This is a genomic window from Micromonospora sonneratiae, assembly GCF_042679305.1.
Classification (GTDB): domain Bacteria; phylum Actinomycetota; class Actinomycetes; order Mycobacteriales; family Micromonosporaceae; genus Micromonospora_H; species Micromonospora_H sonneratiae.
Genome location: NZ_JBHTMP010000072.1, coordinates 21803 through 33008 on the forward strand (window position 1 = coordinate 21803; position 11206 = coordinate 33008).

The window sequence follows — 11206 nt, forward strand, 5'->3', positions numbered from 1 at the left end:
GGCCCGCGTCGCGAAAGTGGAGGAGTTCAGGCCTTGCCGGCGTGGGTGGCGAGCTGGTCCAGGCCGTTGATGATGCCGCCGGTCAGGTCACCGACGCCGAAGGCGGCCACCATGGAGAGCGCGGCCAGCTTCGCGTGCCGGTCCGGTACCCGCTTGCGTACCTCGGCACCGGTCACGATCTCCAGCGCCCGCTGGTTGGGCGACACGGCGATCAACACCGAACGGTCCGGGTCGGCCAGCCGGCCGTGCAGCTTCTCCGCGTGCGTGCGGGTCGGCTCGTCGAGATCGCCGACGTAGATCGTGAAGACCAGTCCGGTGGCCTGGTCGGCCAGCCGCAGCGCCTCGTCGATGCGCAGCAGCTGTCGGGTCGAGAACGGCCCCTCGAGCACCTCGGGGCGGCTACTCGTCTCTACGGTCAACTCACCAGCGGTCACTTGCGCCTCCCGTCGAGCCGGGCCGGACCCGGACGGTCTCGGTCTTGCCGGTGGTCAGCGCCGGAACCGGAGCGCCGGCGGGCAGGACCGTACCGGTGGGGTCGGCAAGCTGATCCGGCGCGGAGAGGAACCACACCGGCATGAAGTCGAAGGGTCGGCCCGGCCGGTACCGCTTGGCGCCGTTATCGCGCTTGCCGGCCAGCGCCAGCCCGACGATCACCAGCGACGCCACGATCGGGATGCCGACGAAGATCAGCAACGTGTCGGAAACAGACAACCTCAACGCTCCCAGGCGGAAGAGGGACCAGATCACCCGGACCAGGGGGCCGATCATGCGGTCGATCCGCCCGGTTCAGATGTCCTCACGGTAGCGGAGTGCACGGCCCACCGGATCTCGGGGTGCCGAACCGAGGCCACAATGGCCTGCCCCAACTCGGCTGATACGACCAGCAACCGGGCACCAGACCCACCCGTCACACCGGCATGCCGTACCCCGTACGGCCTACCGCGGACGGGCCAGGTTGAAGATCACACTGTACGGCCGAGGAAGCGTAGCGCGTTGCGGGACAGGAGCATCGCCCGTTGGTCCCCGGTCAGGAAGTCCGCCTCGTGGACCACCCGCCCCACCGGCCGCTCGCCGAGCGGGTACGGATAGTCGCTGCCCAGGATCACCCGGTCCACCCCCATGGTGTCCACCAGCAGCCGCAACGCCGCCGGGTCGAACACCACGCTGTCGACGGAGAACCGGTCGACGTACCGACTCGGCGGTTGGGCGGATCGGCCGCGTACCAGGTCACCGCGCCGGTGCCAGGCGTTGTCCGCCCGCCCCAGCCAGAACGGGAAGCTCCCCCCGCCGTGGGCGAAACAGATCCGCAGGGTCTCCGGCACCCGGTCGAAGACACCACCGAGGATGAGCGCCAGGATCGACAGGTGGGTCTCGGCCGGCATACCGGTCAGCCAGCGGGCCATCCACCGGTCCAGCCGGGGACCACCCGGCATGTCCCACGGGTGTACGAAGACCGGTGCGCCCACCTCGGCACAGTGCTGGAGGAACGTGACGATGCTCTCGTCGTCCAGATCCCGGTCACCGACGTGGTTGCCGATCTCCACACCGACGTGCCCGTTCGCCAGGCTCCGGTCCAGCTCGGCACAGGCCGCGTCCGGGTCCTGCAACGGCACCTGACAGAACGGCACCAGCCGGTCCCCAGCCCGCTCGGTGACCTCGAGGGTCAGGTCGTTGAAGATCCGCGCCACCTTGGCTGCCTGGTCGGCCGGCCGGTCGTACGAGAAGAAGACCGGGGTCGGGGACACCACCTGGACGTCCACCCCGTCGGCCTTCATGTCGGACAGTCGGGTGTCGGCGTCCCAGCACTGGGCACCGATCGGGCGGAACTCGGTCTCCCCGACCATGATCATTGCTTCGCGTTCGGAGTCGATCCGTAGCCAGGGCCAGCCGGAACCACCACATTCCGCGGACAGTTCCGGCCAGCCCCTCGGTACGACGTGCGTGTGCACGTCCACCACCGGGTACGACCCGGTCACCGGGTCCGTCATCAGCCCTTGCCCGGGTGCAGTGCGCCGCAGCGGTCACAGGTACGGGCGGCCTCGTCGGCGTAGAACGCCTCGAACAACGGCGGCAGGTCGGCGACGATGTCCCGGACCTGCAACTCGACCTCGTGCACCCGGTTACCGCACCCGGGGCAGTACCACTGGAACTTCTCCAGGGTGCCCTCCTGGCGTACCCGCTCGATCACCACACCGATCGAGCCGGGCTCCGGCCGCTGCGGCGAGTGTGGCATCAGGGCCGGCAGCACCCACATCTGGCCTTCCCGGACGTGCACGGTCTGCGGCCCGTCCGGGGTCATCAGGTTGACGTGCATGTTGCCCTTGACCTGGTAGAAGAACTCCTCGTACGGGTCGACGTGGAAGTCGGTGCGCTGGTTGGGCCCGCCCACCACCATCACGATGAAGTCGTCCCCGGTCGGGAACATCTGCTTGTTGCCCACCGGCGGCTTGAGCAGGTGCTGGTTCTCCTCGATCCAGCCCGGGAAGCTCACCGGTTCGGTGACGTCAGTCATGGCTACCTCCTGAGGGAAGCACTGTTCCGGAAGGGAGTACGGCGACCGCCTGTATCTCGATCAGCAGATGCGGGTGGGGAAGCTGGTGTACGGCGACGGTGGTGCGGGCCGGACCGGCCTCGTCGAAGAACTCGGCGTAGACCTCGTTGTAGCCCCCGAAGTCGTTCATGTTGACCAGGTACGTGGTGACCTGCACCAGGTCGGACAGGTCCGCCCCGACATCGCGGAGGATGTCGCGGATGTTCTCGATCACCGCCCGGGTCTGCACCCGGATGTCCAGCGCGGTGGTGCCCAACGCGTCCACCTCGGCACCGGCGATCGTGTTGTCCGGTCGGCGGCTGGACGTACCGGAAACGAAGGCAAATCCGTTGGCCACCCTGACGTGTGGGAACCGACCGCGTGGTACGGCCTTGCCGGCGACGACCCGGGCCCCGCTCACGACCGCCCCTCCGCCGTACCGGCGACGCTCCCCCGGTCGGGGCGGACCCGGAGCGAGACTGCGCCCAGCCGTTCGACCACGGCGCGTACGTGCGCCCCGGGACGCAGCGGTACGGCGGCGGTGGCCGCCCCGGCGAGGAACACCCACCCCTCGCACAGCCGTACGCCGTGCCGGCCGGCCAGCCGTACCCCCTCGTCGAGGGCGCGACGCGGGTCGCCGAGGATCGCCGCGGTGGAGCCGGTCTCCACCACCCGACCGTCCACCTCCAGCAGCACGCCAAGGTTGTCCAGCCCGGCCGGCACCGGCTGCCAGGCCCCGATGGCGTACCGGGCGGCCGAGGCGTTGTCGGCGACCACGTCGGGCAGCGAGAACCGGAAGTTGGCGTACCGGGAGTCGATCAGTTCGAGGGCCGGGGCGACGGCCCGGACCAGGCTGGCGAAGTCACCGATCGGTTCACCCGGCTCGGGCATCCGGTCCAGCAGGAAGGCCACCTCGGGCTCGACCCGGGGATGGATGTGGGTGGTGGTGTCCACCTGGCCGCCGTCGGGCACCCGCATCGCGTCGGTCAGCCGACCCCAGATCACCTCGTCGACGCCGACCTGCGCCATCTTGGCCCGGCTGGTCAGCCCCATCTTCAGCCCGACCAGCCGCTCCCCCCGGGCCAGCCGCCGGTCGATCAGGGCACCCTGGATCGCGTACGCGGCTTCCACGTCGACCCCGGCCGCCGAGACGATCTGCGGTATCGCCGTCGCCGACCCGGCTGCCTCGTCCAGCCGGGCGGCCAACTCCGCCAGATCCGCCCGCTCGATCCCACCAACTGTCACGAGTCACCCCTGGAGAAACACGTACGAACCGAGCCGAGACCGGAGATCCGGGCCTCGTACGCCGCACCGGGCGTCACCGGCACCATCGGGCCGAGCGCGCCGGAGAGCACCACGTCACCGGCCCGTAGCGGGCTGCCGGCCCGGGCCATGGTGTCGGCCAGCCAGGCCAGCGCATGTAGCGGGTTGCCGAGGCAGGCCGCGCCCGCGCCGACCGAGACCGGTTCCCCGGCCTGTTCCAGCACCATCCCGCACAGCCGCAGGTCGACGTCGGCCAGCCGGCGGGGGGAGGTACCCAGCACGAACAGTCCGCTGGAGGCGTTGTCCGCGATCGTGTCCACGATGGAGATGTCCCAGTCGGCGATCCGGGAGTCGACGATCTCGATCGCCGGCAGCAGGTAGTCGACGGCGTGGATGACGTCGGCGGTGGTCACCTGCTCGAACGGCAGGTCCGCCCCGAGCACGAAGGCGATCTCGGCCTCGACCTTCGGCTGGAGCAGCCGGCCGAGGTCGACCTCGACCCCGTCCGGCACCTCCATGCTGTTGAGCAGCACCCCGTAGTCCGGTTGGAAGACGCCGAAGCTCTCCTGCACGGCCCGGGAGGTCAGTCCGATCTTCGCACCGACCTGGCGGCAGCCCCGGTCGAGCCACCGCCGGACCTGGAACTGCTGCACCTGGTACGCCGAGGCGACATCCGCCTCGGACAGCAGTCGACCGCGCAGCGGCGGGCAGGGTTTCCTGTGGCGACGAGCTTCGGTCAGCGCCTGCGCCGCCCGCTCGATGTCAACGGTCACGAAAGCTCCACGCAGACGTTGGTCAGTTCGGAGTAGAAGTCCAGCGAGTGGCGCCCGCCCTCCCGGCCGATACCGGAGGCCTTCACCCCGCCGAACGGGGTGCGCAGGTCGCGCAGGAACCAGGTGTTGACCCAGACGATACCGGCGTCCAACCGCAGGCCGGCCCGGTGCGCCCGCCCGACGTCCCGGGTCCACACGGTCGCGGCCAGCCCGTACTCGCTGTCGTTGGCCAGCGCGTACGCCTCCTCCTCGTCGTCGAAGGGCGCGACGTGGCAGACCGGGCCGAAGATCTCCTCCCGGTTGGTACGGGCGGTCGCGGGCAGCCCGGTGAGCACGGTCGGCTGGACGTACGCCCCACCGTCGCGGGCGTCACCGAAGGACGGCACTCCCCCGCCGGTGAGCACGGTCGCCCCCTCGGCCCGGGCCAGGTCGTAGTGGCCGAGCACCTTGGCCCGGTGGGCGGCCGAGATCAGCGGCATGTTCACCGTCGCCTCGTCGGACGGCCAGCCGAAGGCCAGGTCGGCGGCGCGGGCGGCCAACCGTTCGGTGAACTCCTCGAAGACCGGGCGCTGTACGTAGATCCGCTCGGTGCAGAGGCAGACCTGCCCGCCGTTGGTGAAGCTGGACCGGACCGAGCCGGCCACCGCCGCGTCCAGGTCGGCGTCGGCGAAGACCAGGCCGGCGTTCTTGCCGCCCAACTCGAACGAGACGGCCTTCACGCCGTCGGCGGCAGCCCGCATGATCGCCGTACCGGTGGCGGACTCGCCGGTGAAGGTGATCGCGTCGACGCCGGGGTGCCGGGTGAGGAACTCCCCGGCCGAGTCCGGGCCGAAGCCGTGCACCAGGTTGAACACCCCGTCGGGTACGCCGGCCGCCGCGAACACCTCGGCCAGCAGCGTCGCCGACGACGGGGTCTCCTCCGACGGCTTCACCACGACGGCGTTTCCGCAGGCCAGCGCCGGGGCGACCTTCCAGGTCAGCAGCAGCAGTGGCAGGTTCCAGGGCACGATGATCGCCACCACGCCGACCGGCTTGCGTACCGAGTAGTTGAGCGCCCGGCCGCCACCGGCGGTCGCCGTGGTGAAGGACTCGTTCGGCGTACTGGCCACGATCTCGGCGAACGCCCGGAAGTTGGCCGCGCCCCGGGGAATGTCCAGGGTACGGGCCTGGGAGATCGCCTTGCCGGTGTCGGCGACCTCGGCGACGACCAGGTCGTCGAACCGGCGTTCCAACTCGTCGGCGACCCGGCGCAGCACGGCGGCCCGTTCCCGCTCGTCCATCCGTCCCCAGGGGCCACGTAGGGCCGCGCGGGCCGCGTCGACCGCCGCGTCCACAGTGGCGCCGTCGGCCTCGGCCACCTCGAAGAGCACCTCACCGGTGACCGGACTGGCCTTGGCGAAGGTCTGCTTCCCGCCCACGAACTCGCCACCGACGAAGTTGCGCAGCGGCTGCGGTCCGCCGCTGGCGGCCCGGCCGGTCATCAGCTCCGGATGCCAGTCGACACCCGTTTCCCGTACCCGGTTCACCTGCGCCTCCCCCGCCGGACGGCGACCGCGCCGAGCAGGCCGAGCAGTACGGCCGCACCGGCCGAAGCCGCACCGAGGATCCGGTGCTGACGGCGTACCCGACGCTGCACCTGGGCGTACGGGGTGGTGGAGAAGGAGACCAGTTCGTAGCGGGAGACGTACCGGCCGGGCAGCGCCCGTTCCAGGACATGCTCGACCCGCTTGCCGAACTGGAACACCGGCGAGGCGACCTTGTCGCGCATCTCGACGAAGTTCGCCAGCGCCATCTGGGCGATCGCCTCGGCGTTCTCCCGCCGCTGCGCGTCGAGCAGCGGCAGCGCCAGGTCCCAGGTGTCACCGGTCTCGTCCAGACACCGGTCCAGCTCCACCACGTCCTCGAAGGCGCAGTTGGCGCCCTGCCCGTAGAACGGCACGATCGCGTGGGCGGCGTCGCCGAGCAGGCCGACCCGACCGCCGTACTGCCAGGGGGCGCACCGGACGGTGCCGAGCATTCCCACCGGGTTGTGCAGGTAGTCGTCCACCAGGTCGGGGGCCAGCGGCAGCACGTCCGGGTAGTGGGTACGGAAGTGCCGCTCGATCGCGGCTGGGCTGCCCAGCGAGGCGAAGCTGTTCGTGCCGCTGTTCGGCCAGAACAGGGTGCAGGTGAACGACCGGTCCGGGTTCGGCAACGCGATCATCATCGAGGTGCCCCGGGGCCAGATGTGCAGCGCGTCCGGAGCGAGCGCAAAGTCCCCGTTCGACGGGGGGATGGTCAACTCCTTGTAGCCGTAGTCGAGGAAGTCGAGGCGCTCGGTCAGCACGTCGTGGGCCAGCAACTGCCCACGTACGGCGGAGCCGGCACCGTCCGTACCGAGGATCACCCCGGCCGTGGCCTGGACCGGACCGTCCGGGGTGTCGAAGCCCAGGTCACCGGTCTCCGGGTCGAGCGCCACCAGCCGATGCTCGAAGTCGATCCGCACGCCCGGCCAGGCCTCGGCGGCGTCCAACAGGGCGTTGTTCAGCGCACCCCGGCTGATCGAGTTGATCGCCCGGTCCCCGGCCAGGCTGTACGGCTGGAAGTCCAGCTCGCCCTGCACCGGGTGGATCATCCGGCCGCGCATGGGCAGGGCGTCGGCCATCACCTGCTTCTCCAGGCCGATCCGGCGCAACGCGTCGAGTCCCCGCTCGGACAGGGCCAGGTTGATCGACCGGCCGCGTTCGACGGTCCCCTTTCGCGGGTCGGGTCGCCGTTCGTAGACCCGCACCCGGTAGCCGCGCCGGGCCAGGTAGCAGGCCAGCAGACCGCCGGTCAGCCCGGCACCGACGATCGTGATCTCCTCGTTCTCGGTCATCGGGCATCCTCCGCCACGAGCTGCGCCAACGCGTCGACCGCCCGCCAACAGTCGTGGTACGTCGAGTAGAGCGGCACCGGGGCCAGCCGGACGACGTCCGGTTCACGGGCGTCGGCGACCACGCCGTACTCGTGGCGGAGCCGTCTCGACAGCTCGGCGGCGCTGCCCTGGCCGCTGGCGGCCCGGTTGCCGGGGTCGGCGATGCGCAGGGACAGTTGGCAGCCACGGCGGTCCGGGTCGGCGGGGGTCACCACCCGTAGCGGCCGGTTCGGGGTGATCTCGTCGAGCAGGCCGGCCAGGTATCCGGTGAGCCGACAGCTACGCTCCCGCAACGCGGCCATGCCGACCTTGTCGAAGATCTCCAACGAGGTACGCACCGGTCCCATCGCCAGGATCGGCGGGTTGGAGATCTGCCAGGCGTCGGCGGTGGGCAGTGGTCGGGAGTGTGGGGTCATCTCGAACCGGGTGGCCGGATCGGTGCTCCACCATCCCTCGAACCGCTGGATCGCCGGGTCGGCCAGGTGACGCTCGTGGATGAACGCGCCGGCCAGCGCACCGGGCCCGGAGTTCAGGTACTTGTACGAGCACCAGGCGGCGAAGTCGACGTCCCAGTCGTGCAGGGCCAGCGGCACGTTCCCGGCGGCGTGGGCCAGGTCCCAGCCGACCAGCGCACCGACCGCGTGCCCGGCCCGGGTGATCGTGGGGATGTCCATCAGCTCGCCGGTGAGGTAGTTGACCCCGCCCAGCAGCACCAACGCGACCCGGTCACCCTCCCGGTCGAGGTAGTCGAGCACGTCCTCGGTGTGCAGGGTGTCCGCACCCGGCCGGGGGCGCAGACGTACGACGGTGGTGTCCGGGTCGAGGCCGTGGAACCGGGCCTGGCTGCGTACGGCGTAGCTGTCCGACGGGAACGCGCTGTCCTCGATGACGATGCGGATCCGGTCGCCGGCCGGCCGGTAGAACGACACCATCAGCAGGTGCAGGTTGACGGTGAGCGAGTTCATCACCACGGTCTCCGTGGGCAGCGCGCCGACCAGTCGGGCCGCCGGCTGGGTCAGAAACTCGTGGTACGGCAGCCAGGGGCGACCCGCCTCCAGGTGCCCCTCCACACCCAGCGTGGCCCAGGCGTCCAGTTCCTCGACCAGTTCGGCCCGGGTCGCCCGGGGTTGCAGGCCGAGCGAGTTGCCGGCCAGGTACGCCGTTTCGGCGTACCGGCCGCCCTGGGCTGGCGGGATGTGGAACAGGTCCCGGTGACCGGGGTCGGCGGCGTCGCGGCGTCGCGCCTCGTCTTCGGGGGTGGTCATGCTGGCGTCTCGCTCTCCGATCACTTCTTGCTGTCCCGCTGTCCGGGTCACATCGCGGTACGGGCCGACCACAGCTCGGGAAAGACGACCCGCGCCATGCTGCGTTGCAACCAGGCTGCCCCGGAGGAACCGCCGCTGCCGACCTTGGCGCCCATCGTGCGCGCAACTGCCTGGAGATGTCGATAGCGCCAGTCGCCGAATTGTTCGGCGACCTCGGTCAGGGCCTCGCCCAGCAGTCGCAGGTGGTTGTCCGGACCGTCGTCCGCGTAGATCTTCACCCAGGCGGCCTCGACCTCGGCCCGGGGCTCATGCTCGACGGTGAAGTCCCGGTCGGTCACCGCCGCCGGCAGGTCGAATCCGCGACGGGCCAGTACGGCCAGCACGTCGTCCCACACGCTGGGCGTCTCCAGGGTCTCGACCAGCGCGGCGTACACCTCCGGCTGTCGCCGGAACGGTCGGATCAGGCTGGCCGTGCGGAGGCCGAGCAGGAATTCGAGGTGCCGGTACATCGCGGACTGGAAGCCGGAGCCCTCGCCCAGCAGGTCCCGGAACCGGTTGAAGTCGCCCGGGGTCATCCAGCGGAGCCCGCGCCAGGCCGCATTGAGCCCTTCCAGGTGCATGGCGGCCCGGCGTAGGGGGCGCAGCGTCCCCCAGACGTCGTCGTCGCGAAGCAGCCGTTGCGCCTCACGCAGTTCGAAACAGGTCAGTCCGAAGTAGAGCTCCATGATCTGGCTGACCATGAGAAAGGACATCTCGCCCGGGTCCTCGCTCAGCGTCCGTTGCAGGCTGTGCAGGGTGCTGGCGTGCACATACGTGTCGTACGGGACCTGACCGGTGTGGTCGAGGGTCGGTTCACCCGCGTTGGCGGTGGCCTTGGCGGCCCGCTCCCGGGCGGTGCTCGGGCGTACCTTGACCTGCACGGCTGACGTCCGCTGATCGGCGGTCTCCACCTGTCGTTTCCCTCCTTGCGCCGGTACCGTCATGATCCCGGCGGCCGGGCCGCCTGAGGAATGCCGAATCAACGGCGGTACGGCCATCGCACCCACCAGCCGGTGACCGATTTCGTGGGCACACTTAACGAAGGAAAGGTGACGGCGTGGACGACATGGACTGGGCGCTGCTGCGCGAGTTGCAGGCCGACGCCCGGCTCTCGTTCAGCGAGCTGTCCCGGCGGGTCCACCTGTCACCGCCCGCCGTCGCCGAGCGGGTACGGCGGCTGGAGGAGGCCGGCGTGGTGACCGGCTACCACGCACACATCGACCTCGACAAGGCCGGTCGTACGGTGGTGGCACTGATCCGGATGTCCTGTTACGGCCCGGACTGCATCCTGCGGGACCAGTCCGTCGCCCAGTGGCCGGAGGTCCTGGAGATCCATCGGATAACCGGAGACGCCTGCAGCATGCTCAAGGTCGCGGCCAGCTCGATCGACGCCTTCGAGCAGGTCATCGACCGGCTCTCCCGGCACGGCCAGCCGTCCAGCACGATGGTGCTCTCCACCCCGCTGGACTGGCAACCGATCACACCGCTGCCCTGACCGGTCCACCGCTGCCCTGGCCGGTCCACTGCTGCCCTGACCGGTCCGACGTCGGACTCCTCGATCGGTCAAGGGTCGAGATGTCGGGTATATCGCCCAAGTCGCAACTCCTTCGACATGTGTGTGGCCAGGGCTGGCGGGAACGCAGGGCTCGATGGGGACACGCACGCACGACCGGTCCAGGCCGGAAGGGGGAGCCCATGCGGAGTCCAAGGTTCGTCGGACGCGCGGTCACGACCGGCGCGGCCAGCGTCGTACTGACCGGCGCACTGATGTTGCCCGGTGCCGCCGCGTACGCCGGAAACGCGTTCGTGGAGGTCACCCCGACCACCGTCCAGGCGGGCGAACGGGTGAGCATCCGGGCCAACTGCGGCGACGGTAACAACCGTCAGGCGAACGTGCAGTCCGACGCGTTCGGGCGGGTCATCGTACGACCGGACAACGGCTTCCTCACCGGGGCGGCAACCGTACCGAGCAGCCGGCCACCCGGCTCGTACGGTGTGAACCTCACCTGCCAGAACGGCAACACCGCCAACACCACCCTCACGGTGGTGAACATGAGCAAACCGAGTCAGGGTCCGGCCGCCGGGGGCGGCGGCACGGCCGGTGGCGGGCTCAGCCCGATGGTCATGGCCGGCGGTATCGCCGCCGCGATCCTCGGCATCGGACTCGCGCTGTTCGGGCTGCGACGACGGCACCCGGAGCTGGGTCCCTGACCCGTCGTTGACCATGTCTGACCGCTACCCGGCGAGCGACTCCCAGCGCAGCCAGGCACTTCGCACCGCTGGCCGGATCGTGGCCCAAGCCGCGCGCGCCAGCATCGCCACCCCGGAGCCGAGCACCCACCAACGGCCCGCCAACCCGGAGATGAGCCGGCCCGACGCCGAGGTGAGCCGGCCCGCCACCGTCGAGGTTGGTCACCGGCCGCCCGGCACGTCGCCGGCC

The 11206-nt window shown here is 70.5% G+C and carries 14 protein-coding genes; 3 read left to right on the plus strand and 11 right to left on the minus strand.

The window, feature by feature from the left end; translation table 11 throughout:
- Window positions 1-26 precede the first annotated feature (26 nt).
- From ACFQ4H_RS29690 to ACFQ4H_RS29740, 11 genes are all read right to left on the minus strand, one after another.
- A complete protein-coding gene (locus ACFQ4H_RS29690) occupies window positions 27-434 on the minus strand; it encodes a DUF5130 family protein (protein WP_377577300.1) in 408 nt (135 codons plus the stop codon).
- On the minus strand, window positions 421-768 hold the full coding sequence (gene ctaJ / locus ACFQ4H_RS29695) for an aa3-type cytochrome oxidase subunit CtaJ (RefSeq protein WP_449289034.1): 348 nt from the start codon (window positions 766-768) through the stop codon (window positions 421-423). Before ctaJ ends, ACFQ4H_RS29690 begins: the two co-directional genes overlap by 14 nt.
- Before the next feature lie 194 nt (window positions 769-962).
- Entirely contained in the window at window positions 963-1988 is a 1026-nt protein-coding gene (locus ACFQ4H_RS29700; RefSeq protein WP_377577303.1) for an amidohydrolase family protein, read from the minus strand.
- Entirely contained in the window at window positions 1988-2512 is a 525-nt protein-coding gene (locus tag ACFQ4H_RS29705) for a 3-hydroxyanthranilate 3,4-dioxygenase (RefSeq protein ID WP_377577305.1), read from the minus strand. The genes ACFQ4H_RS29700 and ACFQ4H_RS29705 overlap by 1 nt, the downstream gene beginning before the upstream one ends.
- Complete coding sequence (locus ACFQ4H_RS29710) at window positions 2505-2951, minus strand: RidA family protein (RefSeq protein WP_377577308.1); 447 nt, start codon at window positions 2949-2951, stop codon at window positions 2505-2507. The genes ACFQ4H_RS29705 and ACFQ4H_RS29710 overlap by 8 nt, the downstream gene beginning before the upstream one ends.
- The gene (locus tag ACFQ4H_RS29715) at window positions 2948-3760 is read right to left on the minus strand and encodes a 2-keto-4-pentenoate hydratase (protein ID WP_377577337.1); all 813 of its coding nucleotides are present in this window, start codon (window positions 3758-3760) and stop codon (window positions 2948-2950) included. The genes ACFQ4H_RS29710 and ACFQ4H_RS29715 overlap by 4 nt, the downstream gene beginning before the upstream one ends.
- Before the next feature lie 11 nt (window positions 3761-3771).
- A complete protein-coding gene (locus ACFQ4H_RS29720; protein ID WP_377577311.1) occupies window positions 3772-4566 on the minus strand; it encodes a 2-keto-4-pentenoate hydratase in 795 nt (264 codons plus the stop codon).
- Window positions 4563-6047 (minus strand): 2-hydroxymuconic semialdehyde dehydrogenase, encoded by a 1485-nt coding sequence (locus tag ACFQ4H_RS29725; RefSeq protein ID WP_377577339.1) that lies wholly within the window; start codon window positions 6045-6047, stop codon window positions 4563-4565. Before ACFQ4H_RS29725 ends, ACFQ4H_RS29720 begins: the two co-directional genes overlap by 4 nt.
- Before the next feature lie 41 nt (window positions 6048-6088).
- Window positions 6089-7423 carry an FAD-dependent oxidoreductase gene (locus tag ACFQ4H_RS29730; protein ID WP_377577314.1) on the minus strand — a complete coding sequence of 445 codons (1335 nt, stop codon included), beginning with the start codon at window positions 7421-7423 and terminating at the stop codon, window positions 6089-6091.
- On the minus strand, window positions 7420-8727 hold the full coding sequence (gene kynU / locus ACFQ4H_RS29735) for a kynureninase (protein WP_377577316.1): 1308 nt from the start codon (window positions 8725-8727) through the stop codon (window positions 7420-7422). Before kynU ends, ACFQ4H_RS29730 begins: the two co-directional genes overlap by 4 nt.
- Window positions 8728-8774: 47 nt before the next feature.
- Window positions 8775-9677, minus strand: coding sequence for a tryptophan 2,3-dioxygenase (locus ACFQ4H_RS29740; protein ID WP_377577319.1), 903 nt, complete (start codon window positions 9675-9677; stop codon window positions 8775-8777).
- 146 nt (window positions 9678-9823) lie between these two features.
- On the opposite strand from ACFQ4H_RS29740, the gene ACFQ4H_RS29745 reads away from it, so the two are divergent.
- The 3 genes from ACFQ4H_RS29745 to ACFQ4H_RS29755 all read left to right on the plus strand — a co-directional run.
- Complete coding sequence (locus ACFQ4H_RS29745; RefSeq protein ID WP_377577322.1) at window positions 9824-10261, plus strand: Lrp/AsnC family transcriptional regulator; 438 nt, start codon at window positions 9824-9826, stop codon at window positions 10259-10261.
- Between the two features lie 200 nt (window positions 10262-10461).
- Window positions 10462-10977, plus strand: coding sequence for a hypothetical protein (locus ACFQ4H_RS29750; protein ID WP_377577325.1), 516 nt, complete (start codon window positions 10462-10464; stop codon window positions 10975-10977).
- Window positions 10978-10990: 13 nt separating this feature from the next.
- Window positions 10991-11206, plus strand: a 216-nt coding sequence (locus ACFQ4H_RS29755; RefSeq protein WP_377577327.1) for a hypothetical protein, incomplete at its 3' end; no start/stop codon positions are given.

What these genes read in the sequence shown, in the direction of transcription:
- ACFQ4H_RS29725 (WP_377577339.1), bottom strand. Translation starts at nt 6,047, where the DNA reads ATGACCGGCCGGGCCGCCAGCGGCGGACCGCAGCCGCTGCGCAACTTC.
- ACFQ4H_RS29700 (WP_377577303.1), bottom strand. Translation starts at nt 1,988, where the DNA reads ATGACGGACCCGGTGACCGGGTCGTACCCGGTGGTGGACGTGCACACG.
- ACFQ4H_RS29705 (WP_377577305.1), bottom strand. Translation starts at nt 2,512, where the DNA reads ATGACTGACGTCACCGAACCGGTGAGCTTCCCGGGCTGGATCGAGGAG.
- ACFQ4H_RS29730 (WP_377577314.1), bottom strand. Translation starts at nt 7,423, where the DNA reads ATGACCGAGAACGAGGAGATCACGATCGTCGGTGCCGGGCTGACCGGC.
- ctaJ (WP_449289034.1), bottom strand. Translation starts at nt 768, where the DNA reads ATGATCGGCCCCCTGGTCCGGGTGATCTGGTCCCTCTTCCGCCTGGGA.
- kynU (WP_377577316.1), bottom strand. Translation starts at nt 8,727, where the DNA reads ATGACCACCCCCGAAGACGAGGCGCGACGCCGCGACGCCGCCGACCCC.
- ACFQ4H_RS29750 (WP_377577325.1), top strand. Translation starts at nt 10,462, where the DNA reads ATGCGGAGTCCAAGGTTCGTCGGACGCGCGGTCACGACCGGCGCGGCC.